General features: G+C 68.6%; 26 protein-coding genes and 1 tRNA gene. 9 read left to right on the forward strand and 18 right to left on the reverse strand.

All coding sequences use genetic code 11. The features are described from left to right. Window positions 1-49: 49 nt before the first annotated feature. Window positions 50-1456, forward strand: coding sequence for a proline--tRNA ligase (gene proS, locus HPO96_RS29090; protein WP_171677560.1), 1407 nt, complete (start codon window positions 50-52; stop codon window positions 1454-1456). On the opposite strand, the gene HPO96_RS29095 is transcribed toward proS, so the two are convergent. Both HPO96_RS29095 and HPO96_RS29100 read right to left on the reverse strand, forming a co-directional pair. Beyond that, entirely contained in the window at window positions 1453-4971 is a 3519-nt protein-coding gene (locus HPO96_RS29095) for a discoidin domain-containing protein (protein WP_202886550.1), read from the reverse strand. The two genes, proS and HPO96_RS29095, sit on opposite strands and share 4 nt — an antisense overlap. 89 nt (window positions 4972-5060) lie before the next feature. After that, complete coding sequence (locus tag HPO96_RS29100; protein WP_171677562.1) at window positions 5061-6032, reverse strand: LuxR C-terminal-related transcriptional regulator; 972 nt, start codon at window positions 6030-6032, stop codon at window positions 5061-5063. A 206-nt stretch (window positions 6033-6238) separates the two neighbouring features. On the opposite strand from HPO96_RS29100, the gene HPO96_RS29105 reads away from it, so the two are divergent. After that, a complete protein-coding gene (locus HPO96_RS29105) occupies window positions 6239-6805 on the forward strand; it encodes a hypothetical protein (RefSeq protein WP_171677563.1) in 567 nt (188 codons plus the stop codon). Beyond that, window positions 6802-7707, forward strand: coding sequence for a hypothetical protein (locus HPO96_RS29110; RefSeq protein ID WP_171677564.1), 906 nt, complete (start codon window positions 6802-6804; stop codon window positions 7705-7707). Before HPO96_RS29105 ends, HPO96_RS29110 begins: the two co-directional genes overlap by 4 nt. Before the next feature lie 323 nt (window positions 7708-8030). On the opposite strand, the gene HPO96_RS29115 is transcribed toward HPO96_RS29110, so the two are convergent. From HPO96_RS29115 to HPO96_RS29130, 4 genes are all read right to left on the reverse strand, one after another. Beyond that, the gene (locus tag HPO96_RS29115) at window positions 8031-9467 is read right to left on the reverse strand and encodes a GuaB1 family IMP dehydrogenase-related protein (RefSeq protein ID WP_171677565.1); all 1437 of its coding nucleotides are present in this window, start codon (window positions 9465-9467) and stop codon (window positions 8031-8033) included. A gap of 117 nt (window positions 9468-9584) precedes the next feature. Further along, window positions 9585-11831 (reverse strand): catalase/peroxidase HPI, encoded by a 2247-nt coding sequence (gene katG, locus HPO96_RS29120; RefSeq protein WP_171677566.1) that lies wholly within the window; start codon window positions 11829-11831, stop codon window positions 9585-9587. Window positions 11832-11867: 36 nt separating this feature from the next. Continuing rightward, the gene (locus HPO96_RS29125; RefSeq protein WP_171677567.1) at window positions 11868-12284 is read right to left on the reverse strand and encodes a transcriptional repressor; all 417 of its coding nucleotides are present in this window, start codon (window positions 12282-12284) and stop codon (window positions 11868-11870) included. 27 nt (window positions 12285-12311) lie between these two features. After that, entirely contained in the window at window positions 12312-12701 is a 390-nt protein-coding gene (locus HPO96_RS29130) for a winged helix-turn-helix transcriptional regulator (protein ID WP_202886551.1), read from the reverse strand. A 61-nt stretch (window positions 12702-12762) separates the two neighbouring features. Here HPO96_RS29130 and HPO96_RS29135 point away from each other — a divergent pair, with 61 nt between their 5' ends. Then, window positions 12763-13149, forward strand: a complete 387-nt coding sequence (locus tag HPO96_RS29135) for a nuclear transport factor 2 family protein (RefSeq protein WP_171677568.1) — start codon at window positions 12763-12765, stop codon at window positions 13147-13149. 39 nt (window positions 13150-13188) lie between these two features. Here the strand turns inward: HPO96_RS29135 and HPO96_RS29140 are convergent, their stop codons facing one another. From HPO96_RS29140 to HPO96_RS29180, 9 genes are all read right to left on the reverse strand, one after another. Beyond that, window positions 13189-13596, reverse strand: coding sequence for a fascin domain-containing protein (locus HPO96_RS29140; RefSeq protein WP_171677569.1), 408 nt, complete (start codon window positions 13594-13596; stop codon window positions 13189-13191). Between the two features lie 244 nt (window positions 13597-13840). Continuing rightward, a tRNA-Ala gene (locus tag HPO96_RS29145) sits at window positions 13841-13913 on the reverse strand. 76 nt (window positions 13914-13989) lie between these two features. Beyond that, window positions 13990-14787: a divisome protein SepX/GlpR gene (sepX, locus tag HPO96_RS29150; protein ID WP_171677570.1), complete on the reverse strand. Its 798-nt coding sequence runs from the start codon at window positions 14785-14787 to the stop codon at window positions 13990-13992. Between the two features lie 97 nt (window positions 14788-14884). Then, entirely contained in the window at window positions 14885-15502 is a 618-nt protein-coding gene (locus tag HPO96_RS29155; protein ID WP_171677571.1) for a GNAT family N-acetyltransferase, read from the reverse strand. Next, window positions 15502-15990, reverse strand: a complete 489-nt coding sequence (locus HPO96_RS29160) for a molybdenum cofactor synthesis domain-containing protein (protein ID WP_171677756.1) — start codon at window positions 15988-15990, stop codon at window positions 15502-15504. The genes HPO96_RS29155 and HPO96_RS29160 overlap by 1 nt, the downstream gene beginning before the upstream one ends. Further along, a complete protein-coding gene (gene moaC, locus HPO96_RS29165) occupies window positions 15987-16466 on the reverse strand; it encodes a cyclic pyranopterin monophosphate synthase MoaC (RefSeq protein WP_171677572.1) in 480 nt (159 codons plus the stop codon). The genes HPO96_RS29160 and moaC overlap by 4 nt, the downstream gene beginning before the upstream one ends. After that, entirely contained in the window at window positions 16463-17683 is a 1221-nt protein-coding gene (glp, locus tag HPO96_RS29170) for a molybdotransferase-like divisome protein Glp (protein ID WP_171677573.1), read from the reverse strand. Before glp ends, moaC begins: the two co-directional genes overlap by 4 nt. Window positions 17684-17693: 10 nt before the next feature. After that, window positions 17694-18167, reverse strand: coding sequence for a GNAT family N-acetyltransferase (locus HPO96_RS29175; RefSeq protein ID WP_171677574.1), 474 nt, complete (start codon window positions 18165-18167; stop codon window positions 17694-17696). After that, a complete protein-coding gene (locus tag HPO96_RS29180; RefSeq protein WP_171677575.1) occupies window positions 18167-19555 on the reverse strand; it encodes a UTP--glucose-1-phosphate uridylyltransferase in 1389 nt (462 codons plus the stop codon). The genes HPO96_RS29175 and HPO96_RS29180 overlap by 1 nt, the downstream gene beginning before the upstream one ends. A 146-nt stretch (window positions 19556-19701) precedes the next feature. On the opposite strand from HPO96_RS29180, the gene HPO96_RS29185 reads away from it, so the two are divergent. Continuing rightward, entirely contained in the window at window positions 19702-20250 is a 549-nt protein-coding gene (locus tag HPO96_RS29185) for a 5-formyltetrahydrofolate cyclo-ligase (protein ID WP_171677576.1), read from the forward strand. Window positions 20251-20262: 12 nt separating this feature from the next. Here the strand turns inward: HPO96_RS29185 and HPO96_RS29190 are convergent, their stop codons facing one another. After that, window positions 20263-22824 (reverse strand): penicillin acylase family protein, encoded by a 2562-nt coding sequence (locus HPO96_RS29190; protein WP_171677577.1) that lies wholly within the window; start codon window positions 22822-22824, stop codon window positions 20263-20265. 193 nt (window positions 22825-23017) lie between these two features. Here HPO96_RS29190 and HPO96_RS29195 point away from each other — a divergent pair, with 193 nt between their 5' ends. The 3 genes from HPO96_RS29195 (at window position 23018) to mscL (ending at window position 24541) form a co-directional block, all read left to right on the forward strand. Continuing rightward, entirely contained in the window at window positions 23018-23371 is a 354-nt protein-coding gene (locus HPO96_RS29195) for an FmdB family zinc ribbon protein (RefSeq protein WP_171677578.1), read from the forward strand. 55 nt (window positions 23372-23426) lie between these two features. Then, window positions 23427-24032 (forward strand): CpaB family protein, encoded by a 606-nt coding sequence (locus tag HPO96_RS29200; RefSeq protein WP_171677579.1) that lies wholly within the window; start codon window positions 23427-23429, stop codon window positions 24030-24032. Window positions 24033-24175: 143 nt separating this feature from the next. Further along, window positions 24176-24541, forward strand: coding sequence for a large conductance mechanosensitive channel protein MscL (gene mscL / locus HPO96_RS29205; RefSeq protein WP_238355630.1), 366 nt, complete (start codon window positions 24176-24178; stop codon window positions 24539-24541). A 75-nt stretch (window positions 24542-24616) separates the two neighbouring features. On the opposite strand, the gene HPO96_RS29210 is transcribed toward mscL, so the two are convergent. After that, window positions 24617-24757 carry a hypothetical protein gene (locus HPO96_RS29210; protein ID WP_171677581.1) on the reverse strand — a complete coding sequence of 47 codons (141 nt, stop codon included), beginning with the start codon at window positions 24755-24757 and terminating at the stop codon, window positions 24617-24619. A 17-nt stretch (window positions 24758-24774) separates the two neighbouring features. After that, window positions 24775-25458 carry a hypothetical protein gene (locus HPO96_RS29215; protein WP_171677582.1) on the reverse strand — a complete coding sequence of 228 codons (684 nt, stop codon included), beginning with the start codon at window positions 25456-25458 and terminating at the stop codon, window positions 24775-24777. A gap of 176 nt (window positions 25459-25634) precedes the next feature. On the opposite strand from HPO96_RS29215, the gene HPO96_RS29220 reads away from it, so the two are divergent. Continuing rightward, complete coding sequence (locus HPO96_RS29220; RefSeq protein WP_337796858.1) at window positions 25635-26228, forward strand: hypothetical protein; 594 nt, start codon at window positions 25635-25637, stop codon at window positions 26226-26228. Window positions 26229-26242 lie beyond the last annotated feature (14 nt).

Genomic DNA, 26242 nt, shown 5'->3' on the forward strand with positions numbered 1-26242 from the left:
CCCGAAATCCCTTCGCCAGCCGAATGAGCCCGTTCCTACACTGGCGAACATGACAGCGACCCGATCCGTGCTTGCCGCGCAGGCGACGGACTTTCCCCGGTGGTACCAGGATGTGATTGCCAAAGCCGAGCTCGCCGAGAACGGGCCGGTGCGGGGGACGATGGTGATCCGGCCGTACGGGTACGGGATCTGGGAGTTGTTGCAGCAGGCAATGGATCGGCGGATCAAGGCGGCCGGCGCCGAGAATGCCTATTTCCCCTTGCTGATCCCCGAGAGCTACCTGCAGCGCGAGGCCGAACATGTCGAGGGGTTCAGCCCCGAGCTGGCCGTCGTCACGCATGCCGGCGGCAAACAACTCGAAGAGCCCGCCGTCATCCGGCCGACCTCCGAGACGATCATCGGTGAGTATCTGGCCAAGTGGGTGCAGAGCTATCGCGATCTGCCCTTGCTGCTGAACCAATGGGCCAACGTCGTCCGCTGGGAGCTGCGCCCGCGCGTCTTCCTCCGGACGACGGAGTTCCTCTGGCAGGAAGGACATACGGCGCATGCCACGGCCGCGGAGGCCCGCGCCTACGCGATCAAGATCCTGCAGGAGGTCTACCGGGAGATCATGGTCGGCCATCTCGCGATCCCCGTCGTCGTCGGTCGTAAGACCCGGCGCGAGCGGTTCGCGGGCGCGGTGAACACGATGACGCTCGAAGGGATGACCGGCGACGGCAAGGCGCTGCAGCTGGGCACCTCGCACGAGCTCGGGCAGAACTTCGCCCGCGCCTTCGACATCGGCTACCTGTCCGCCGAGGGGCGGCGCGAGCATGCCTGGACGACGTCCTGGGGCACCAGCACCCGGATGCTCGGCGGCCTGATCATGATCCACGGCGACGACGCCGGGCTGCGGATCCCCCCGCTCGCCGCGCCCACTCAGGTCGTCGTCCTCGCGGTCCGCGACGAGACGCTCGAAGCCGCACACCGGATCGCGACCGACCTGCGAGCCGCCGGCGTCCGCGTCCAGGTCGATACCCGGACCGACCAGCCCTTCGGACGCCGGGCGGTCGGCTGGGAGCTCAAGGGCGTCCCGATCCGGATCGAGGTCGGTCCGCGCGACCTGGAGTCGGGTGTCGCCACCGTCGTCCGTCGGCTTCGCCTGTCCGACAAGGCCCCGGTCGAGCTGGCAACCCTCACCAGCACGGTCGCCGAAGCGCTCGCCGCAGACCAAGCCTGGCTCCTCGACCAGGCTGCGGCCCGCCAATCCGCCCGCACCACGCCCGTCGCCACAGTCGAGGAGGCCCTCGAAGCGACGGACTGGGTGACCATCCCGTACGACGCGGTCGGCGAGGAAGGTGAGGACCGCCTCGCCGAAGCGGGCCTCACCGTTCGCTGCCTCCAACGCCCCGACGGCACCCTGCCGACCGAGGACGACGAACGCGGCCTGATCGCCTACGTCGCCCGGGCGTACTAGTCGTTGTAGGCGTCGGCCTCCAGCCGCAGCCCCGAGGCCGACGTGGGTGTGGTGACGGTGACGGCTCGGGATTCGCCCGGGAGCAGCCAGAAGTAGTTGTCGCTGTAGACGGCCGGCAGGACGCGTTCGCCCTGCCGGTCGCGCAGTGACAACCGGATCAGCGCCGCCACCGTCTTCCCGGTGTTGCGCACCGTCGCCGTCAGCTTGCCCCGGCTCGCGGTCGAGCGGACGTCGAGCCGCGCGGCCGGCAACGCGTTCACGCGCTGAAGGTCGGCCGGCTTGCGACAACGCCAGTACGTGTTCTCCGACAACACCTTGCCCTGCGCATCGACCAGCTTGAGCCGCAGCAGGTGCAGCGCCGGCAGCTCGGCCCCGAAGCCGACCTTGAACGACTCCGTCTTGTTGCTAGCAGCAACAGATACCGCAGCCTGCTGCGACCACAGCTTCGCGCCGTTGAGGTCGCAGAGGTCCGCGACCACAGTGGCCGACAGCGGCGCTGTGGTGTGGTTGAGGGCGACCGTCGTCCAGTCCGTCGGGTTGGCCTGGACGTGGATCGGCTCGCACCCCTTCCGGGCGCCGTAGTAGCTGCCGTTCACATCGAGGTCGTAGTCGTAGGTCTGCCAGACCGTCGAGTGCCAGGCCGGGTGCGACATCCAGAGCAGCAGGGCGGAGGCGTCCGTCCACAGGTTGGCGTTCCAGGCCTCGAACATCGCCCGCATGTTCTCGTAGTTCACGAACTGCGCCTTACGGGTGAACTCCTCCAGCCCGCTCGACGCCCCGAGCCGCTCGTCGATCGCCCCCAGGTACGTCGCCGGCCGCTGGTTCCCGTTCGCGGACCAGTCGTGGTGGTACCACGGCGTCCCGATCGGCCAGCCCACCTCCCCCTCCCCGACCAGATTGCGCATACTCTCGATCACCGGGATCGTCGGCATCCCGATCTCGGTGTGGAAGCCGAAGTTGAACGTGTCGTAGGTGTTCGCGTCGAAGTACTTGGCCGGCTCGACCCAGTAGTACGGACCGTGCCCGGAGACGAACCCGGCCGCCGAGTCCGGCAGGTAGAGGATCTCGTCGTCCTCGGCCCGGATCGCGGCCTGGATGCCCTCGTGGATCGCGGGCGGCGGGTGCTGCTCGTTGGCCGCGCACCAGACCACGATCGACGGATGCGTCCGGTACCGGACGATGGTGTCGCGCGCGATGTCGACGTACCCGGGCAGGTTGTCGCTGAACGGCCCGGCCTCCCAGAAGTCGTTCCAGACCAGGATGCCGTTCTCGTCACAGGCCTGGTAGAACTCCTCGCGGGTGCTGGAGCCGATCCAGTTCCGGATCATCGTGAAGTTCATGTCGCGGTGCATACCGATCACCGCGTCCATCTTCTCCTTCGGCATCCGGCGCAGCAGTTCGTCCCAGCCCCAGTTGCCGCCGCGGACGAAGACGCGGACGCCGTTCACGCTGATCTTCAACGGGATCGGCGCGTTGTTCACCTCCTGCACCTTGCGCCACTCGTTCCCGTCGTCCGAGACCTGGATCTCGAACAACGACGCGTACGCCGTCTCCCACAACAGCTCGATCCGGTCGAAACTCTTCGCGGCTCCCAGGTCGATCTGGATCCACTCGTTGTCGTTGTACGCCGACGACCAGCGGCTCCGGTCGTTACCGTCGATCGCATTGGGGGCCGGGCTGCCGTCGTCCGACGAGGCGGTCGCGGTGCCGCTCCGGGCGAGGTCGACCGCTGGGTCCGCGCTGTCCTTGATCGCCAGTGTCCACAGCGAATAGCCCCAGCCGGTCGCGCGCCGGCGGCCCTGGATCCGGACGAACTTCGCGGTCTGCCGCGGGATCGACACGGTCTGCGCGGCGCTGTTGGTCGCCGGGTCGACCTTGATCGGGATCTCGTAGTCGTAACCGAACTCCCGGATGCCGAACGTCGTCTTGCGGCTGTCGCTCTTGCCGCTGCCGACGAGTGCGGTGTAGGTGAGCTCGTGCAGGGCCGGATCGCCGTACCCGTTGGGCCACCAGAGCTTCGGCTTGTCGATCGTGACGGTGTCGAAGACGACGTTCGCCGTCGCCCCGGCCGCGACGGTGACCGTCTTGCTCGCGGTCCGTCCGCCGAAGGCGGTCTGCACGGTGATCGCCTTCGCGGACGCCGCCGCGTTCCGGACCGGGACGGTGATCGCGACCGTCGCGCGGTCCCGGCTCGGCACCTTGGTCACGACCCGCGGGTCGCCCAGGACGGCGTCGCCGGTGAAGCGCAGCCGGACGTGGTTCCAGATCCCGGCGGCCCGGTCGCGGACGGCGGGCATCCAGTCCCAGCCGGACGCCGCGAGCAGCGTCGGCGAATCCAGGTACAGGGTCGCGGCCTGGACGAACGCCTGGCCCGCATCGCCTTTGTCACCAGCGGATCCGGGATGCGGCATCGGCGTGATCTTCACCGCGAGCCCGTTCTTCGCCTTCAGCGCGGCGGTGACGTCGAGCGCCGACCGGGCGAACGGGTGCTTGACCGTGCCGATCGAGACGCCGTTCAGCCAGACGTCGGCCTGGTGGTTGATCCCGTCGAACTCCAGCCAGACGCGCGATCCGGAGCCGGTCGGGCGGTCGAACTTCCGGTGGTACCACCACACGTGCCGGCTGAGCGCCTCCGGGATCTCGAGGTTGTTCATCCCCTCGACCGGATCCGGGAACTGGCCCTGTTCCACCAGCGCGCCGAGCACGGTGCCCGGCACGACCGCGGGCAGCCAGGTCGAGGTGTCCTTACCGGGCTGGGCGAGCGCGGCGCCGTCCGACGTGCCGACGAAGTCGTCCATCGTCAGCGTCCAGCCGGACTCGATCGGGAACGTGCCGTCCGCCGCCTTGGTCAGCGCCGGCGGCTTGTCGCTGTGCTTGCCGAAGTCGGTCCAGCCGGTGACGGCCGGGCGGCTGCCTGCGGTTCCATAGACCTGGAATCCGTTCAGGCCAAGGGCATTGGTGTTGGCCTGGCGGCTCGCGGTGAGTCGCACGTACTGCGCGGTGACCGGGCTGTCGAGCGTGACGTCGACAGTGCCACCAGCGCTGTCGGTCGCCTGGTGCACGGTCCGCCAGGACGAGCCGTCGGTCGAGATGTCGACGCGGAAGTCCAGCGGTGAGCTGGAGAGCAGCTCCTGACCGGTCGTGTTGCCGTACGGGTTCCACGGGGTGAAGTCGAACGGCGGATCCTGCGCGGTCGCCTCGAAGGTGAGCCGCACGGACTCGACGCGGCACTTCCCCTGCAGATCGACCACGATCCACTGGGGATCCTTACCGGCGGCGCGCCAGCCCGAGCCGCGGACGCCGGGCACGGCCAGCCCGTCGACGGCGAACTCCGGCGGCGTCGCGGCGTACGCCGTCGAGGACGCGCTGACCGGACGGTACTTCGCGAGATCGGTGGCAGCAGTCTTGGCCGCCGGAGCCTGAGCCGCTCCGGCGGTTGCGGTGGGCAAGGTGACGCCGGCCAGCAAACCACCACTTGCGGCCAGGAACGTACGGCGGGACAGCGGATCGGACACGACAGAGCCTCCCAGGGCGGCGGGAAAATTCATGAAATACGACAGCCACCCGGAAGTTACTTCAACTAATCAAGTATGTCGAGAGCCGATCAGCGGGCCAGGTATTTCCGAACGTCATCGGCAACCTGCGCCCGGTGCGCCATCTCGTATTTGCGCAAAATCGCACTGAGATGTGTTTTTACGGTATTGAGGCTGATCCCCAGTTCGGCCGCGAGCTGGTCGTTGTCGAGCCCGTCGGCGAGCAGGACGGCGATCCCCTGCTGGGCCTTGGTCAGCCCGCCGAACCGGCGCTCGGGCCCCTCGTCGGTCTCCATCAGCATCTCGATCAGCTCGGACTGAATGTGCTCGGTGGTCTCCACGATCCGGCTCAGATGACCGTGCACCTCGGTCTCGCCCATCGCCTCGACCGCGATCTCCCGGATCGCCGCGATCCGGTGCACCAGGTACTCCATGACATGGTCCGACGTCAGCAGATTCGGCCCGATGTCACCGGCCGGCAACCGCCGCAGGGCCTCCCGATCCTCCCCCTCACGAGTCAGCACCCGCTCGACGACCCCGCCCAGCCACTCGAACGCCCGGACCGCGTTGTCGTCGTAACTGCGCGGCTCGTAACTCTGCATCGACAACATCCCGAACAACTGATCCGGACCGTCCTTCGCCGGCCGGAAGATCGGCACCGTCACCACATCCTCCGACCGCCGCCCAACCGCCCCGATCGGCACGCCGGCATGCAACGCCGAGCCGTTGTCGTACGCGTACCGATACGTCTGCCGATGTTTCAGCAACCACGCCGTCTGCCCATTCGGCCCGTAGCTGTGCGTATCCGGAGCGACATAACGCCCATCGTCGTACCCGTACGGATACCGCACCCGATTCGCCCCGTGCAGAAAGCCCACGAAGAACGTGTCGACCCGCGCAACTTTGGCCACCACGACCCGCACATAGTCGTACAGCCCGTAGTGATCGGCGCGGAACAGCGCCTCGATCTTGTGATAAGCCTCGCGCAGGACGATCGCAGTCTCGGCGTCCACCCTGAGCGGAGCCGCACCCGCCTCCGGCACGACACACCCCTGCTCTATCGATCAACTCCCAATCCTGCCCAACCCCCGCCCCAATGCCAAGCAGTCAGCCAACCCGACGCCTTACCGCGAACCGACCGACTCGGCGCCGGCCGTTGCACGTTCCTGCAACTCGCAGCGACCGGCGCGAGACCATCCGTCACCTAGAATCACCCGTTCGAACCACCTTTTTCTCGGGGAGGCAGTACGTGATCAGGCTCGGCACGACCGTGACAACAGGGCTCCTGCTGCTCACCCTCACCGCCTGCGGCAGCAACTCCGAGCCCACCACGGCACCCACCCGAACACCCTTGTTTCCGACAACCACCCCCACGCCGACGCCCACCGCGGACCCCACCGCGAAGGCCAAGACCCAGATCCTGGCGAACTACTCGACCTTCATCGTCACGCTCGACACGGGCTTCCGCGACGGCGGTCCCGACGTCTCCTACGCCAGATTCATGACCGGCGACGCCCTGGAATCCCTCAAGCACTCCACGACGTTCAACAAAGGTTTCCACCGAGCCAAGGTGACCGGCTACTTACGCTTGCTCGAGTCGCGCGTCTCCGCACCCGATCTGAAGGCGAAGGTGCCTACCGCCACCATCACCGCGTGCGTGATCGACAACATGTCCGCGGTCAGCGCCCGCAACGGCAAGCAGCTGATCAAGCCGGCGGGCAAGATCACCCGGCTCGACAAGGTTCAGCTGGTGAAAGGCAAATGGCTCATCTTCTCCACCGACACCAGGGTGGCCTCGTTCGGCTGCAGCAAATGAGGATTCTCACCGCCCTCGCGATCACGGCCGCGTTGCTGACAGCGAGTGCGCCGGCCGAGGCCCGGCCGACCTGCGCCCCGACCGGTGGCCTCTCGGGTAACGGCAAGAGCGTCACGGGTGAGCTCGGCTGCAGCGGTAGCGAAAGGACCGGCGGGAAGAAGGACAAGACGAAGTGGACCAAGGGCGGTCAGCCGCCGCTCTGCGTCTGGGTTCCGCAGCCCGGCTACGTCCCCCCGCACACCGAACCCACCACTGAGAAGGGCATGTGGTACGCCCGCTTCTGCAAGTTCGGCGACTTCCAGACCCTCGAGCAGTTCGAGGCCGAGATGGCGTCCTGGGGCGACTTCGACAGCATCCGCCGCAACGAGATGATGCGCCGCGCCGGCATCGACTACCGCTTCTTCGTGACCCCGCCGCCGACCCGCCCCACCGCCCGCCAGGTGATGGAGTACATCGCCGCCGAGACGGTCTACCCCCAGACCTACCTCGCCGTGAACCCCAAGGCCGGCGACAACGTCATCGACGTTCCTACCTGGATCTGGCTCACCGACGCCAAGGGCGCCTACCAGCCCGCCGGCTACGACGCCCAGGAAAAGAACCTTGTCCGCTTCGGCTACAGCCTCCGCTGGCGCATCGTCCCCAAGCTCGCCGTCGACACCGGCGCCGGCGACATCTCTCCCGCTTGTACCGGCATCGGCGTCCCCTGGTCCGCCACCGCCGACCCCGCCGACGCGTGCACCGTCACCTACGGCAAATCCGGCACCTACACGCTCGCCGCCACCATGAGCTGGACCGTCGAATGGTGGCTGGACGGCGAGGCCCAGGACTCTCTCGCAGGCCCCGACAACACGGCCTCCACGACCGTCACCGTCAAGGAGATCCAGACCGTCGTCGGCCGCTGACCAGCCGGCTGAGTCGCAATGCTTCGGCAGGGGCGGCCGTTGCAGCTCCGTGCAATCGGTGTCACGCACAGGTAGTCGCGGGTGGGGTTCGGAGTCTCCGAGTCGCCCTCCCAAGCCTCGGCTGTACTCCCGTCCGCCACCCGCGACCACGTCCGGAACGCCGGTTGCCCGCGACTCTCGACCCCACCTGAGATCGAAAGGCCCCCCGCGGTTGTCCGGGGTTCCCTCCCCCCTGCTGATTACAGCGTGCCACCGGATTCCGGGGGTTGCCTATCGCTCGCCGGGTTAGCTGGTTGTGCTCTCAACCTCACCCCGGGAGTGAGTCACCAGCTGGTGTCGAGGGGTTTGCCTTCGGCGTAGCCGGCGGCGGTTTGGAGGCCGACGACGGCTTTCTCGTGGAACTCGGCGAGGTTGGCGGCGCCGACGTACGTGCAGGAGCTGCGGATACCGGAGACGATCGCGTCGAGGACGTCCTCGACGCTGGGGGTCTTGGGGTCGAGGTACATCCGGGCCGACGAGATGCCCTCCTCGAAGATGCTCTTGCGGGCTCGCTGGAACGGGGTGTCGTCGACCGTGCGCAGCCGGACGGCGCGCGCCGACGCCATGCCGAAGCTCTCCTTGTAGATGCGGCCGTCGCTGTCGCGGTGCGCGTCTCCGGGTGACTCGTACGTGCCGGCGAACCACGAGCCGATCATCACGCTCGATGCCCCGGCCGCCAGGGCCAGCGCGACGTCCCGGGGGTAGCGGACGCCGCCGTCCGCCCAGACGTGCTTACCCAGCTCGCGAGCCCGGGCCGCGCACTCCAGCACCGCCGAGAACTGCGGCCGCCCGACCGCGGTCTGCATCCGCGTCGTACACATCGCGCCCGGCCCGACGCCGACCTTCACGATATCCGCGCCGGCCGCGACGAGATCGCTGACACCCTCCGCGGTGACGACGTTCCCCGCGACGACCGGAACCTCGGGACCGAGGCTCTTCACGATCTTCAGGACGTCGAGCATCCGCTCCTGATGACCGTGGGCGGTGTCGATCACCAGTACGTCGATGCCTGTGTCCAGCAAGGCTTTCGCGCGCTGCTCGACGTCCCCGTTGATCCCGATCGCCGCCGCCACCCGCAGTCGCTGCTGCGCATCCAGCGCCGGCTCGTACAGGGTTGCCCGGAGCGCCCGCTGCCGGGTCAGGATCCCGACGATCGTCCCCGCCGCATCCACCACCGGCGCCAACCGGTGCCGCCCGTCGTGCAACTGAACGAACGCCGCCTCCGGATCGATCCCGGCCGGCACCGTCAGCAACTCCCGCGACATCACCGCATCCAGCTGCGTGAACCGATCCGCCCCCGCACAGTCCGCCTCGGTCACCACCCCGACCGGCCGGCCTCCGTCAACCACCACCACCGCCCCGTGCCCCCGCTTCGGCAACAGGTTCAGCGCCTCCCCCACCGTCCCCGACGGCGGCAACACCAAAGCCGTGTCATGTACCGGATCCCGCTCCTTGACCCAGGCAACAACCTCCCCCACCACCCCGACCGGAATGTCCTGCGGAATCACCGCCAGCCCGCCACACCGAGCCATCGTCTCCGCCATCCGCCGCCCCGACACCGCCGTCATATTCGCGGCCACCACCGGAATCGAGGCCCCACTCCCGTCCCCCGTCGAAAGATCCACATCCAGCCGCGAAGCCACCCGCGACCGCCCCGGCACCAAAAACACATCACTGAACGTCAAATCCCCCGCAGGCACCCGCTCCAAGTGAAACCGCACAACCCCTCCTCCGCCGCCGACCCCACCACCCTCCCATCCACCCCCACCCCCGACAAGCAACTCCGTGAACGCACGAACCGGCCCTCACCGTGTGGGCGAGGGCCGGTTCGTGGTGGGTCAGCGGTGGAGGTCGAAGCGGTCGAGCTCCATGACCTTGTGCCAGGCGGCGACGAAGTCGGTGACGAACTTGGACTTGGCGTCGTCGGAGGCGTAGACCTCGGCGACGGCGCGGAGTTCGGAGTTCGAGCCGAAGACGAGGTCGGCGCGGGTGCCGGTCCACTTGACGGCGCCGTCGACGCGGCCCTCGAAGAGCTCCTGGCTGCTGTCGGTGGACTTCCACTCGATGCTCAGGTCGAGCAGGTTCGCGAAGAAGTCGTTGGTCAGCGTGCCGGGGTTGTCGGTGAGGACGCCGTACGCCGAGCCGTCGTAGTTCGCGCCGAGGACGCGCAGGCCGCCGACGAGGACGGTCAGCTCGGGGGCGCTCAGCGTGAGCAGGTTGGCCTTGTCGAGCAGCAGGTACTCGGCCGGGTAGCGGTTGCCCTTGCCGTTGTAGTTGCGGAACCCGTCGGCGGTCGGCTCGAGCGCGGCGAACGAGTCGACATCCGTCTGCTCCAGCGTCGCGTCGGTGCGGCCCGGGGTGAACGGGACGTCGATGTCGTGACCCGCGTTCTTCGCGGCGACCTCGACGCCGACGCCGCCGGCGAGCACGATCAGGTCGGCCAGGGAGATCTTCGTGCCGCTGGCGTTGAAGTTCTCCTGGATGCTCTCGAGCGTGCGCAGCACCTGGGCGAGCTGGTCGGGGTTGTTGACCTCCCAGCCGGCCTGCGGCTGCAGGCGGATGCGGGCGCCGTTCGCGCCACCGCGCTTGTCGCTCCCGCGGAAGCTGGACGCCGACGCCCACGCGGTCGAGACCAGCTGCGACACCGACAGCCCGGAGGCCGCGATCTGCGCCTTCAGCGCGGTCACGTCGTCCGCGGAGACGAGGTCGCCCTCGACGGCCGGGACCGGGTCCTGCCAGATCAGCACCTCGGACGGGACCTCGGAGCCGAGGTAGCGCACGATCGGGCCCATGTCGCGGTGGGTCAGCTTGAACCAGGCCCGCGCGAACGCGTCGGCGAACTGGTCCGGGTTGTCCTTGAACCGGCGCGAGATCGGCTCGTAGATCGGGTCGAAGCGCAGCGCCAGGTCGGTGGTCAGCATCGTCGGCTTCTTCTTCGGACCGTCGTACGCGTCCGGGATGATCGCCTCGGCGTCCTTCGCGACCCACTGGTTCGCGCCGGACGGCGACTTCGTCAGCTCCCACTCGTAGCCGAACAGGATCTCGAAGAAGTCGTTACCCCACTTCGCCGGCGTCGTCGTCCAGGTGACCTCGAGGCCGCTGGTGATCGCGTCCTTGCCCTTGCCGGAGTTGAACGTGCTCTTCCAGCCGAGGCCCTGGTGCTCGAGGTCGGCGCCCTCGGGCTCGACGCCGACGTGCTCCTCGGCGTTCCCGGCGCCGTGCGTCTTGCCGAAGGTGTGACCGCCGGCGATCAGCGCCACGGTCTCCTCGTCGTTCATCGCCATCCGGCCGAAGGTCTCGCGGATGTCGCGCGCCGAGGCGATCGGGTCCGGGTTGCCGTTCGGGCCTTCCGGGTTCACGTAGATCAGACCCATCTGGACGGCGCCGAGCGGCTGCTGCAGCTCACGGTCGCCGCTGTAGCGCTCGTCGTCCAGCCAGCCGGTCTCCGGGCCCCAGTAGACGTCCTCCTCCGGCTCCCACACGTCGGCGCGGCCGCCGGCGAAACCGAAGGTCTGGAAGCCCATCGACTCCAGCGCCACGTTGCCGGTCAGGATCATCAGGTCGGCCCAGGAGATCTTCTGGCCGTACTTCTTCTTCACCGGCCAGAGCAGGCGGCGCGCCTTGTCCAGGTTGGCGTTGTCCGGCCAGCTGTTCAGCGGCGCGAACCGCTGCTGCCCGGCGCCCGCGCCACCGCGGCCGTCGCTGATCCGGTAGGTGCCGGCGCTGTGCCACGCCATCCGGATCATCAGCGGGCCGTAGTGCCCGAAGTCGGCCGGCCACCAGTCCTGCGAGGTGGTCAGCACGTCGCGGATGTCCGCCTTCACGGCGGCCAGGTCCAGCGTCTGGAACTCCTTGGCGTAGTCGAACTCCTCGCCCAGCGGGTTCGAGACCGCGGGGTTCTTCGCCAGGATCTTCAGGTTCAGCTGGTTCGGCCACCAGCCCCGGTTCGCGTTGCCACTGGTCGGGTGCGCACCCTGACCGTGGGCCACCGGGCAGCCGCCGGCCGCCTGTGCGTCTTCGTGACCGCGGCTCTCCTCGCTGCCTTCACCCGGCAGCGGCTCGTGCGGCTCATGGTTGTCGGACATCTGGATCCTTCCAGGACTGGACGTTTGCATTGGAAGTCAAGCGCACTCGGAGCAGAGCCCCCAGTAGATGACCTCGGCCTCGTCGATGACGAACCCGTGGTCGTCCGACGCGTGCAGACAGGGCGCATGCCCGACCGCACAGTCGACGTCGGCGATGGCGCCGCAGCTGCGGCACACGACGTGATGATGGTTGTCCCCCACCCGGGACTCGTAGCGCGCCACCGAGCCGAGCGGCTGGATCCGGCGGACGAGGCCGGCTCCGGTCAGCGTGTGCAACGAGTCGTAGACCGCCTGGTGCGAGACCTCCGGCAGATCGTTGCGCACGGCACCGATCAGCGAGTCGGTATCCGCGTGCGGATGCGCATGGACGGCCTGCAGGACGGCGACCCGCGGCCGCGTCACCCGCAGCTCGGCGCCCCGCAACAACTGCTGGAGCTCCTCGACCGTCGGCACCTCCAGAGTCTTACGTGTTTTCTGGAATCAGTCAAGATTAGCTTCTGCGACACCTAGCAGGCGGTTGTCGGCAGCCTCGTCGTAGCGCTCTTGGGCCTGCTGGACGTCGTCGACGTACGACTCGGCCCAGGTCTGGAGGGCGCGGAGCGGATCGTGGAGCGTTCGGCCGAGCGGAGTGAGGCGGTAGTGGACGTCGTCCTTCTCGACCATTCCGTCGCGCTCCAGGGCGCGCAGACTGTCGACGAGGACTTTCTTGGTGATGCCGTCGACCTGCCGGTGCAGCTCGCCGAAGCGCAGCGGCTGCTCGTGGAGCAGGATGACGATCATCGCCGTCCATTTGTTCGCGATGCGGGCCAGCGACGCCCGCGACGGGCATTTCGCCGAGAACACCGTCCACTCCCGCCGCTGTTCGGTCACGTTGAAGTAACCACCCTCTCCTCCGGCACGCTGGATTCCCAGCTAACCACGGAGGTCAGACATGTCAGCCATCGATGTCGTAGGCAAGTACGGCGCCGCTGCCGCAGCCGGCGACCTGGAAGCCCTCGCCGCCACCCTGCACCCGGACGCCGTCTGGCACCAGCCCGGCGCCAACCAACTCTCCGGCGACCACACCGGCCCCGAGGCGATCGTCGCCCACCTCGGCCGTTTCTTCGCCCTCTCCAACGGCACGTTCGCCCTGGAGACCGAGTCCGCCACCGAGTCCGGCGCCCTCGTCTCCACCACCGTCCGCTTCACCGCCCAGCGCGAAGGCCGCCCCGACCTCGACCAGCGCGGCGTCGACATCTTCCGCGTCGACGGCGACAAGATCGCCGAGATCTGGCTGATCAGCGAGAACCAGCCCGAAGAAGACACCTTCTGGAACTGAACCAAGGCCGGTCCAGCTGGACCGGCCTTGTTCGTTTCGTCAGCCCTTGTACAGGCAGAACGAATAGATCGTCCGCCCCGTGGTCGTCGTGTCGCCACGCGGCTCGAACCACAGCGTGCCGTTCCCGGCCGCCTGATAGCTCAAGCTGACCGTCTTCGTCACCTTGCGCCCCGACGTCCCCAGCAACGTCGTCGACGTACTGGCCGTCCCCTGCGCCTTCCGCACCCGAATCATCTTCTTGGTGCCCACGATCGAGTACGTGACCTTCACCTTCGCATTCCCACCCGGCCAGTTCCGGTACGAGAACCCGATCCCCCGCCCCACCGAATCCGTCGCACTCGACGACCGCACACAAGTCACCGCAGCCGCTTCCCCAACCACCGGCCCCGCCACCAACCCAGCCGTCAACAACCCCAGCACCAACACCCCGCGCACAACAACTCTCACAACCCACTCCTACCTAGATCGGACCCCGCCAACCTAGGAACCACCCCCGTCACCCCGCTGCCCGTACCCAACCCGTACCACCCCCAGCAACGCACGGAGCCGGCCACCGCCGACGAGCGAAGCGAAGTCGCAGGGGGTGCGGGTGGCGAAGCCCCCGCCCGCGGCAAGCGAAGCGCGGCCGCACAACACGACGAAGGCGAGGCGGCGAGCGCTGTAAGCGCCGCACACCTCGCCTTCGACTTCGTGGAGCTGAGGGGATTCGAACCCCTGGCCTCTTCGTTGCGAACGAAGCGCGCTACCAACTGCGCCACAGCCCCAGATCGGTCGCTTCTGGTTTCCCTTGGCGACCGCGAAACTCTAACACGATGGGTGCCAGAGACTAAAACCGGATTGCTAGTCGCCGACCGCGCGCTTGACCTCGGGCTCTTCGACGGCCGGGGGTGGGGCGTCGGCGACGAAGGGCTGTTCGGCGGGGTCGGTGGTGCGGGCGCTGGAGAAGACCTCGTCGTCGGTGAGGGAGATGGTCCGGACGGTGCGGTCCGGGGCCTTCTCCTTGAGGACGTACGTCGGGAGCGTGACAGGCACGGGGTCCCAGAGGCCCTCGGCGGGGGCCGGCTTCTCGACGACCGGTGCGGGGTCGGCGGGAAGCTTGACCTCGATCGTGAGCTCGTCGTCGGGGGACGGCGCGGGCTTGCCGGCCGGGCCGCGGTCGTGCCGGGACTGCGCACGCGTCCGCCGCTCGGCGGCCAGCCGGGCCCGCTCCTGGGCCTGCCGGCGCAGCTGCACCCGGGTGAGGACGACGAAGCCCAGGATGAGGCCGCCCGGGATGGCGACCGCCCACCACAGCAGGATGCCGAGGCCGGCCAGCGCCGTGACGGACAGCAGAGAAAGGGTCAGGATCGACAGCACCCGCCGGCGGCGCATAGCGGCCACCCGGCGGGCTCTGTTCGGGACGTACCGCGCCGGCGGCGGCAGGTCCTCGGCAGTGTCAGCCGTGTCCACGGGCTCGGCAGCGCCGGCCGGACGGACGACGTACCGCGGCCGCGACGGGTCGCGGGACAGCACCCGGCCGTCGCCGGAGGTCGGCACCGAGCGGGCCCGGGCCTCGTCACTCCGCTTCAGCATCATCGGGACGAGATAGGCGGCCCACGCGGCGACGATCGCCACATAGATCAGTCCTGTCGTCCCCATGCGACGACGCTAAAGCGCCGCGAGCAGAACTTCAGGTACGTGCGACGGTGTGTCGCAAGAAGACTCGTGTGACTGATGTGAACAGTACGCAGCGTAATCAGGTCAACCGGGCGACCAGGCCCGGCCCGACCTCTTCCCGGTTGAGCGCGAAGATGCGGTGGTCGCGCCAGTCGCCGTCGATGTGCAGGAAGCGCGGACGCTCCCCCTCGTACCGGAAACCGAGCTTGTCCACCACCCGCAGGCTGGCCTTGTTCTCCGGCCGGATCGCGACCTCGATCCGGTGCAGCCCGAGCGCGAACCAGCAGTGGTCGGCCGCGAGCGCGACCGCGGTCGGCACGATGCCGCGTCCGGCGTACTGCTCGTCGACCCAGTAGCCGAGGTTGGCCCAGCGGGCCGAGCCGTAGGTGATGCCGGAGACGGTGAGCTGTCCGACGAGCGGCCACTTCGCCCGCGCGCCCGCGCCCGCGGCGCCGCCGTACGTGATGACGAAGGGCAGCATCCGGCCGTAGCGCGCCTGCCGGTTCCAGTCCCGCGCCATGGCGCGGAAGGTGCGGGCTCCGTCGTCCGCGCCGGGCGGCTGGGTCGCATCCCAGGGGCGGAGCCAACTGACGTTGCGCTGCCGGGCAGCAGCCCACTCTGCGCCGTCGCCGGCTTTCAGCGGCCGCAGCGCGACCTGGCCGTGCTGTAGCTCGACCGGCCAGTGCACGATCGCCATCAGTCGCCGTCCGTCCGCACGTGGTCGCCACCGCGCACCTGCTCGACCGCGTGCCGCAGCAACGGCTGCAGGACCGCAAGCCCGTCCTTCACTCCGCCACGCGAGCCGGGCAGGTTCACGATCACCGTCGTACCGGCGACGCCCGCAAGCCCACGCGACAGCGAAGCCGTCGGTACGCCGTTCGCGACGCCGTAGGCCCGGATTGCCTCAGCAACCCCCGGCACCACCTTGTCGAGTACAGCGGCGGTCTCCTCCGGCGTCCGGTCCGTCGGCGAGATCCCGGTGCCACCTGTCGTCAGTACGACGTCGTACGCCGATGCGACCGCAGCACGCAGCGTCTCACCCACCGGAGCGCCGTCCGGCACGATCTGCGGCCCGTCGACGTCGAAGCCCCACTCTGCGAGCCGCTCCGCGATCAATGGGCCCGTTGTGTCGGTGTACACCCCGGCAGCGGCCCGGTTGGACACGCTGACCACCAGCGCCTTCACGAGCGCTCCCACAGGCCGGTCTTACCGCCCTCTTTGCGCTCGACGCGGACGTCGGACAACACCGCGGCTGGGTCCAGCGCCTTCACCATGTCGATCACCGCGAGACCGGCCACGGCGACCGCCGTGAGGGCCTCCATCTCGACGCCGGTCCGGTCGGTCGTCTTCACGGCCGCAGTGATGAGTACGGCGTCGTCCGCGACCTCGAGGTCGACCTTGACGCCGGTGATCGCGATCGGGTGGCAGAGCGGGACCAGGTCCGGCGTCCGCTTGGCGCCCATGATGCCCGCGATCCGGGCGACCGCGAGCGCGTCGCCTTTCGGCACCCCGTCGCCGCGGAGCGCGCCGACCACCTCGGCCGAGACCAAAACCTTGCCGGAGGCAACGGCTCGCCGGGTGCTGGTCTCCTTCGCCGACACGTCCACCATCCGCGCCGCCCCCGTCTCGTCGACGTGGGTCAGCCCGCGGTCGTCCGTCATCGGTTCTCCTCGTCCAGCAGCAACAGCTCGACCTGATCTCCGGCCCGGACCGACGTCACGTCCTCCGGCACCACGATCAGCGCGTTCGCCCGGCTCAGACCGCCGAGCAGGTGCGAGCCGTGCCCGCCGACTGTACTGGCCATCCAGCCCTCGTCGCCGGACCTGGCCGCAGCGCGGACGAACTGCCGCTTCCCGGCCGGCGAGCTGAACCCGTCCAGCGACACTCCGCGCGCCAGGGCGCGCTGGTACGGCATCTGCCCCATCAGCTTGCGCAGCGCGGGCCGCACGAACACCTCGAACGACACGTACGCCGACACCGGGTTCCCGGGCAGCGTGAAGATCGGTACGTCGCCGAGCAGGCCGAAGCCCTGCGGCTTACCCGGCTGCATGGCGACCTCGGGGAAGTCCACTGTCCCGGTCTGGCTCAGCACTTCCTTGACGATGTCGTAGGCGCCCTTGCTGACCCCGCCGGTGGTGACTACGAGGTCGGCACGAGACAGCTGGTCGTTCAGCGTGTCCATGATCTTCTTCGGGTCGTCGTCGACGATGCCGACCCGGTAGACCTCAGCACCGGCGTCCCGTGCGCAGGCCGCCATCGTGTAGCTGTTGGAGTCGTAGATCTGCCCCTCACCCAGCGGACCGCCCAGCTCGCGCAACTCGGAGCCGGTCGACACCACGACCACCCGCGGCCGCGGACGCGCCTTGACTCGTGCGCGACCGACAGCGGCCAGTACGGCGACCTGCCGCGGCCCGATCAGGGTGTCCCGACTCAGCACCTGCTGGCCGGCCTGAAGGTCCTCCGCGGCTCGGCGTACCGATCCGCCCAGCGGCGGCTGCTGTGTGATCCGGACGTGTACAGTGCCGCCGTCTGTCCACTCCACCGGGACGACGCTGTCCGCGCCGCGCGGCATCGGCGCACCGGTCATGATCCGCACACAGGTCCCCGGAGTGACCACGATCGGCTCGCTGCGACCCGCCCGCTGCTCACCGACGACCGGCAGCGTGATGGCCGTCTCCGACGTCGCTCCGGCCAGATCCTCGGCCCGGACGGCGTACCCGTCCATGGCCGAGTTGTCGAAGCTCGGCAGACTCACCCCCGAGACGATGTCCTCGGCGAGCACCAGCCCGAGCGCTTCCAGCAGCGGTTGGTCGAACGCCGGCAGCGCGGTTAACCGCCCGAGCACAGCCTCCAGATGCTCATCAACACTCCGTCTCACGGAGTTGACCCTAGTCGGTACGGCGCTCCGGGTGCGCACCCCACACCATCCGGACGTCCGGCGCCCGCTCCTCGTTGGCCGCGCCGTCGGTACGCCGTACCTCGACGAAGCCGTGGGATCGGTAGAACGCCTGGGCGCGCGTGTTGGTCTGGAAAGTCCACAGTGCGAGCCCACCGGGCCGCAGATCCTTCGCCAGGTCGACCAGGGTCGATCCGACCCCTCGGCCGGCCAGCTCCGGCTCGACGTACAGCTGGTCGAGGTCGTCGCCGTCCAGCGTCAGCACCGCAACGATCCGGCCGTCGTCCAGGCCGACCCAGGTCTGGGCGTCCGGCAGCAGCACGTCTGCGAACCAGGTGGCGACCTGCTCCGGGGTGTGGATCGCCGGGGGTAGCTGCGAGCCCTCGGCATGCCGGGAGCGCCACCACACCTGCGCGGCCTCGTCGGTGTCGTACGGCTCCAGCGGCCGGATCAGCAGGTCGTCCATCAGCCTTCGAGAACCGTGCCGTCCGCGATCAGCCGCCGCTCGCCGGCAGGAGCCTCGATCTCGACCTCACCGGTCACTGTGACGTCCTTACCGAACACCACATCGCCGCGGACCTCCAGCCGGTCCGCCCGGACCAGCGACGGCGCACCGGCCGCGAAGCGCGCGTCGAAGTCGGCCAGGATCCGGTAGTACTCCGGGTCGAGGTCGACGTACGGCTCGTCGCCCTCGTGGGTCGTGGTCAGGTCGCCCGCGTCGTCCAGCTCGTAGACATCCGAGCGCAGGACGAGCAGGTCGTTCGTGGTCTTCACCGGCTTGAAGCGGCTGCGGTCCACGATCACGGCCTGCGAACCCTCGAAGGTCTCGATCGCCGTCCCCATCCCGGTCTCCAGCTGGATGACCTTTGGCGACGTCGGGTCGGCCGGATCGACCGTCTTGCGGTTCACCAGGATCGGCAGGCCGAGGATGCCGTCGTGGCCATCCATCAGCTCGGCCAGCCGGTCCAGATCGATCCAGAGGTTGTTGGTGTTGAACGTGCGGTGCCGGGTGACGTCCTGGAAGTACTTGGTGTCCTCATCGGCGACCTGGGCGCTGTCGCGCAGGATCAGGCGGCCGTCGGACTTCCGCACTGCGACGTGCCCGCCCTTGCGGTCGGACCGCGTCCGCCGGCAGACCTCCATACCGAACGGGACATCGTGCTCGGCCATCCAGGCCGCGATCCGCGGGTCCGCGGTCGCACCGAGGTTGTCGGCGTTCGAAATGAACGCATGGCGGAAGCCGCGCTCGCGGAGCGCGCCGAGCGCGCCGGAGGCGACCAGCGCGGTGAAAAGGTCCCCGTGGCCGGGCGGGCACCACGCCAGCTCCGGGTCCGGCTCCCACTCGGCAGGGGTCAGGTCGTCGACCAGGAGCTTCGGCTCCATGTTCTGCAGGAAGTCCAGCGGGACACCGTCGACCGGAAGCCCGTCGTACTCGCCGAGGATGCGCAGCGACTCGTCGCGGGTGCGGAACGAGTTCATCAGGACCAGCGGCAGCGGTACGTCGTACTTGCGCCGGGTGCTCAGGATCTGCCGGGCGATGATGTCGAGGAAGCTGAGACCGTCCTTGACCGGCAGCGCGGACTTCGGCCCGGTGACGCCCATCGACGTACCGAGGCCGCCGTTGAGCTTGATCACCACCGTGCCGGACAGCGCGTCCCGCATGGCGTCGGTGTCGGAGTCCAGGTGGTCCAGGTGCGGCAGTTCGCCGACCGGCTCGATGTCGTCCTCGCGGATCTTCCCCTGCTGACCAGCCTCCAGCAGCCGGTAGTAGTGCGTGAACACCCGGATCGCGACATCCGCGACACCAGCGGCGCGCATCTTGTCCTGAGCCTGCTGTAACCCCGCCTCACTCATGCCTCCGCCTCGCTGGCGCTCGGCTCCGACAAGAGTGAGAACTCAGCTGTATCTTCTGTTCGTTCGCTGCGCTCACTCATGTGACAACCCTAGGGGACACGGGGTAATCGCAGTGTTAACCGCGTCACGCCGCCTACTATCAGCGCGTGTTCCCGACGAAGACCGCCGCCCGGCAGCACTTCCTCGGCGCCCGCGCGAACCGGCCCGTGGAGGACCTGCTGCCGGCCGCCCGCGTGCTGCCGGCCGTGCAGAACGCGCAGCGCGTCGCCCTGTACGTCTCCCGCACACCCGAGCCTCCGACGGGCGCACTGATCGACTGGCTGCTCGCCGACGGGCATGAGGTGCTGCTGCCGATTCTGTACGCCGACAACGACCTGGGCTGGGGTGTCGCACCCGGAGCGGCCGATCTGGTTCCGGGGCGGCTCGGGATGTCCGAGCCCCGGATCGACTTGGGCTCGTTCGCGATCAGCACCGCGGATCTGATCATCTGCCCGGCTGTCGCGGTCGCCCGGGACGGAGTCCGGCTGGGGCGCGGCGGCGGGTCCTACGACCGCGCACTGACCCGCGCAACCGCCGGCACGCCGATCTGGGCCGCGGTGTACGACTCCGAGGTCGTCGACACCCTGCCCGCCGACCCGCACGACCACCTCGTGCAGGCGGCTCTGACACCTGGCGGTCTGGTCCCGGTCGGCTAGCGCTCGGGTCGCCTAGCGCTCCGGGTTGGCCGTGAACGTCAGCGTGTGCTCGCGTTTGGCCTCCACCGCGCCGCGGCTGAACGCCCAGGGCAGCGTCTCGCCCTTGACCCACAGCTCCGTCTGATCGGTGTAGTTCGACGCGAACGCATGGCCGGAGACACCGGTCAGATTGATCCAGCGCGACTTGTCGAAGTCGGACAGGTCCACCACCATGCGCATCGACGGCGTCGACGTCACGGTGTAGCCGACCGATGCGTCCCAGCCGGTCGCGTCGACGATCGACGTACCGCCGCCGAGCTCGTACGGGCCGCGGTTGAACAGCTTCTCGACCACTCCGATGCCGGACGTGCCCAGCGTCTGGTTGGTCAGCGTCAGCTTGTGCAGCCGGCCCCACTGCCAGTTCGAGGGCTCCCGGGCCATCTTCTTGGTGATCTCGGTACGCGCGTCGATCATCGACTGCCGGAGGATGTCGTCCCGGCTCTCGACCTGCGGCGTCCGGGTGTCGTCCCAGAAGGCGCTGTTGGGCTGGCCGAGCAGCGTGTGCAGGACCTCCACCCACCGGGAGCCGCCGTCCGGCCAGGTGTCCTTCGGCAGCTGGTCGTGGAACGTCTGGGAGAGCAGGTTGCGCCAGACGACGTTGAAGTACGCCGCGGGGGCGGAGTCGGCCGGCTGCGTGAAGTCCCAGCCCTTCAGGGTGTCCTGGCCCTGCCGCTCGAAGGCGTCGTTGATCCCGATCTTCAGCAGGTACGGGACGAGCATCTCGGCGGCGCGGTTCTTGGTGTCGAGCTGGATCGACGCCATCTCGTTCGGGTCCAGCTTCCCGGCGGCCTTGATCCGGTCCAGGATCTGCTGCGAGCGATAGCCGTAGTCCCAGTTGTCGCTCAGGAAGTACGGGTAGGACTTCGGGACGACGGCCTGGTTCGCGGTGACGATGATGCCGTCGTCGGGGTCGTACTCGGTCGGCAGCGCGTCGAACGGGATGTAGCCGTTCCAGTCGTTCCGCGGGTCCCAGCCGGCGACCGGCCACTTACCGCTGGCGACGCGCCGGATCGGCACCAGGCCGGGCGCCTGGTAGCCGATGTGCCCGTCCTTGTCGGCGTACACGAGGTTCTGCGCAGGGACCTCGAAGAGCTTGGCCGCGTCGCGGAACTGATTCCAGTTCTGGGCGCGGTTGATCGCGAACACGGCGTCCATGGTGCGGCCCGGTTTCAGCGCCGTCCACTGCAGGGCGACGCCGTACCCCTGGGGGGATTTCTCCCGGCCCGCATCCCGCTCACGCCCAGCAGCCAGCTCGCCGACCCGGCGCTCGTCGTCCGCGACGTCGGACAGCAGCGGACCGTGCCGGGACTCGCGCACGGTGATCTTGACCGGCTCGTCCTGACCGGCGACCTGGAAGGTTTCCTCGCGCTTGGTCAGCGGCTTCCAGCGGTTGTTGTAGAGGACGTTGTCGCCGTCGAGCTTCTCCAGGTACAGGTCCTGGACGTCGGGATCGAGGTTGGTGAAACCCCAGGAGATCGAGTTGTTGTGCCCGATCACGACGCCGGGCAGACCGGAGAAGCTGAACCCGGAGACGTCGTACGGGCAGGCGCGGTTGACCGACTTGCAGTGCAGACCGACCTGCGACCAGATGCCCGGCATGGTGGCGCCCAGATGCGGGTCGTTGGCCAGCAGGGGTTTACCGGTGTCGGTGTGCTCACCGGACACGACCCACGAGTTCGAACCGATGCCGTCGCCCTGGCCGAGCAGCTGCGGCAGGCCCTTGACCACCTTGTCGACCGAATCCAGCGACTTGAGCAGCTCCTTGGTCAGCATCCCGCGGCGTACCTCGCCGGTGGCCGGCGCCGTGCTGAACTTGCCGTCCGCCGAGACCGAGGCACTGGCGACGATCGGCTCGTTGCGGTCGTACGGGTACGGCGGGTAGAGCACGTCGACGCTCTTCGACGGCATCGCCGCCAGCAGCTTGGTGCGGGTGATCTCCTCGCCCAGATTGCCGCCGAGATCCCAGGCCATCGCCTTCAGCCAGGCCAGCGAGTCGGTCGCGTTCCACGGCTCCGGGCGGTAGTCGCGGCGGCCGTTCGGGTCGAGGCCGATCACGGCGTACTCGAGACTGAGACCGGAGCCGCTGTGCTTGTCGAGGTAGGCGTTCACACCGCGGGCGTAGTCGTCCAGGTACTGCCGGGTGGCCGGGCTGAGCAGTTTGAGCTCCCGCTCCGCGACCCGGCGCCAGCCGAGCGTCCGGACGAACTTGTCCGTCTCGAGCGCGGTCTTGCCGAACAGCTCGCTGAGCCGGCCGGCCGTCACGTGGCGGCGGAAGTCCATCTCGAAGAACCGGTCCTGCGCGTGGACGTAGCCTTGCGCGGCGAACAGGTCGGACGGGCTCTGGGCGTAGATCTGGGGGATGCCGTTCGCATCCCGGACGACCTCGACGTCGGCGTCCAGCCCCGCGAGCTCGACGTTGCCGTCGTACGTCGGGAACGAGTGACGGACGACGAAAACAGCGGTACCGGCGATGACCACGAGGACCGTGGCGAAGGCGATACCGCAGATGATGACGGCTCGAAGCAGGCGACGCACGGACCCAACCGTAGAGAATCCGGCCCAAGGCCCCAAATGGGGACCACGGAACTTTGCGTTGCTCTGCGTTCCGGCGGCGCTGCGGAGCGGTGTTCAGGCGGGCGCGACGGGCAGAGTTGGAATACTTCGGGTCGCTGACGCATTATTAGCAGTCGAGTAGTAGGAGTGCCAGCGGCCTGAAGGGAACCCAACCGTGCCCACGTACCAGTACCAGTGCACCGACTGCGGTGAGGCGCTCGAGGTGCGGCAGAGCTTCACCGACGACGCGCTGACCGTCTGCCCCGCGTGCCAGGGCTCGCTGCGGAAGGTCTTCAACGCGGTGGGCGTGGTCTTCAAGGGCTCGGGTTTCTACCGCACGGACAGCCGCTCCTCGGGCAAGGGCTCGATCCCGGCCAAGCCGGAGTCCTCGGCGTCCGGCTCGTCGTCGTCTTCCTCCTCGTCGTCGGAGTCGAAGCCGAAGTCGTCCTCGTCGGAGTCGAAGTCCTCGGGTTCCTCCTCCTCGTCGGGCTCGTCCGGCGGCTCTTCCTCGAGCACCAGCGCGGCCTGATTTTCCCCTGTGGACAACTGAAATCGGGGTGCCGGAGACCCATATGTTCTCCGGCATGACAATCCCTTCGTTCCTTCGTGACCTGTCCCGCGTCCTCCGCCGGCGCCGTCGGCTGCTGGCCGGCCTCGCCGCCGCGGCCGCCGTCTATCTCGGTCTGACCAGCCTCGCGCCCGCTCCCCCGCCGACCGTCCCCGTCCTCGCCGCCGACCGCGATCTACCAGGCGGCGTCGTGCCCGACGCGCTGCGAACAATCCGGCTCCCCGTCGACGCCGTGCCCAGCGGCGCGCTGACACCTGGCGCAGATCTGTCGAAACGCGTGCTGAGTGGGCCGATTCGAGCCGGTGAGCCGCTCACCGACGTCCGCTTCCTCGGCCCGCCGCTGGTTCCGGCCGGCCTGGTGGCCTACCCGTTCCGAATCGACGACTCCGATATCGGCGCGCTGCTGCGCGTGGGCGATCGCCTCGACCTCTACACCGGCACGAGTACGGCGACCGATTCGGCCGGCCTCGCGGCGTCCAGTGTCCGCGTGATCGCGCTGCCGAAGTCGATGTCCACCGGCGCCCTGATCGTGGTCGGCGTCCCGCGCTCGATCGCCGCCAGACTGGCCCAGGCCACAACGAACTCCAGAATCTCGGTCGCCCTGACACCGGACACGAGTTGATCACGGGGCGAACATTCGACGACACGATGGGTAGTTGTGCGGCGCGGTCTCTCGCGTGACCAGCAGCGCGGTCCTACGTTGACTCGGGTACATCACCCGTTCGTGGAGGCACCGCAATGCTCAAGGGCTTCAAAGAATTCATCATGCGTGGGAACGTCGTCGACCTCGCCGTCGCCGTCGTCATCGGCGCCGCTTTCGGCAAGATCATCACCGCCGTCGTCGACGGCCTGATCAACCCGTTGGTCGCCGCCATCTTCGGAAAGCCGAGCCTCTCCGAGGCGATGGTGTTCTACGTCAATGACGCCAAGTTCTCGATCGGCCTGATCGCGCAGGAGGCGCTCAACTTCCTGTTCGTCGCCGCCGCGGTCTACTTCTTCATCGTGTACCCGCTGAACAAGCTGGCCGAGCGTCGTCGGCGCGGCCAGGAGCCGGAGCCCGCGGACGATCCGCTGACCACCGACCAGCAGCTGCTGACCGAGATCCGCGACGCCCTGCGCGCCCGCCCCTGATCGAACTCGCGACTCCCGGGGAGCTCATCCCTCCCCGGGTCCGCTAGCAGCTCACTGGCACTTCGTCCGGCCGGGTCAGCCGTGGTGCGGCGGGACCTCGCGCAGGATGCGTTCGTCGTCGTCGCTGCTGAAGTCGTTGTCACCCCAGGTCCGCGGGTCGTCGTCGCGGGTTCCTTCGGGCAGCAGCGGCTCGTCGTCCTCGTACGGGCTCGTCATGGGTCCAGATTACCGAGTCAGCGGGGGTCGCCGGGGCCTAGTTCACGCGGTTGCTCGGCGACGATCTGCCCCTGGACGGCACCGGGGTCGAGATGTGATCCGGACGCCGCGGCGGCCTGGAGCAGCGGCTGGATCCCCGGCTCGCCGACCCAGCGGTCGCCGAGCACGCACCAGGCGGTCAGCACCGACAGCGTCGGCGCGGTCAGGCCGGCGATCCGCAGCGGCTCGGCTTCCATGAAACCGAAGTTGATCATCCAGTTCGCCGGATCGGGATAGAACTCCTGGACGGAGTTGTAGTAGAAGCTCAGCCAGCCACGGCCGGGCAGCTGGGTCAGGATCCGGTAGTTCGTCGCGACCGTCGGCACTTCCTGCAGGTCGCGCCACATCAGTTCGGTGTTGCGTTTGGCCACGGCCTTGCGGTTCATGTTCACGGCAGCATTCGCGGCCAGCGCGCCCATGACCAAAGCGGGGTGGCCGATGAAGAAACCACCACTGTGCGTGTAGCGACCGCTGCCGCGGTACAACCGCGAGTAGTGGGTCTGCGTGTGCACGTAGGGCACCTCGCCCGGCTCCAGCACCAGGCCGTAGATCGTCAGCGGCTGTGGCTGGTTCCCGGCCAGGAGCCAGCGCGCCCAGTCGATACCGAGCTGCCATTCCTCGCGCTGGCGCTGTTCGAGTGCGCCTTTCTGGTTCCGGGCCACGGCACAGCATCGTAGTCGGGAAACGGCGTACAGTGCCTGCGCGTTACAGAACCGGCTCGGTTGCCCCACGATCCCGGGGCGTGACCGGAACGACGCGCCGCCGTGATCGTTTGGCACGCGCTATGAGACTCCGTTCAACCATCATGGGTGGCCTTGCCAACCGGAAGGACCCAGTCGTGAGCGCATTACGGACACGGGGCCTGATCGGTGCGACGCTCGTCGTGGCAGTTCTCGGGATGACCGCCGCCTGCGGCTCCGAGAACGCCTCGTCTCCGCCCGCCGCCCAGCCCACCGAAACCCCGACCAGCACGCCGCCGCCGAGCGCGACGCCGACCCCCAGTACGGACTGCCCCGACACGATCAAGTCGGTCCAGGACGCGACGAACAAGGTGCCGTGGGGCACCGGAGCCGCGAAGTCGCTGTTCCAACCCGTCTCCGTGGCGATCTGCCAGTACGACGCCGGCGCGACCGGACCGACGTACGCGAATGTGACCACCAAACGCAGCGGCGCCCAGGCGACCGGCCTGTTCGCCCTGGTGAACGCGGCGAAGCCGGTCGCGAAGAAGCCGGAGTTCTGCACCAAGGAGCTGGGCCCGACCTGGGTGCTGCGGTTCACCGACAACGACCGCGGCGTCCTGTCCTACACGGTCGAGGCGTTCGGCTGCCGTCACCTGGTCGCGACCGGTCTGGAGGGCCAGGGCAAACCCGGCGTCCTGCCGGCGCCGCGCCAGGCCACCCCCGAGCTGATCAAGTCGCTCGGCCTGCGCTGACCCTGCGCCGGACG

It is taken from the genome of Kribbella sandramycini (assembly GCF_013131805.1).
GTDB lineage: Bacteria > Actinomycetota > Actinomycetes > Propionibacteriales > Kribbellaceae > Kribbella > Kribbella sandramycini.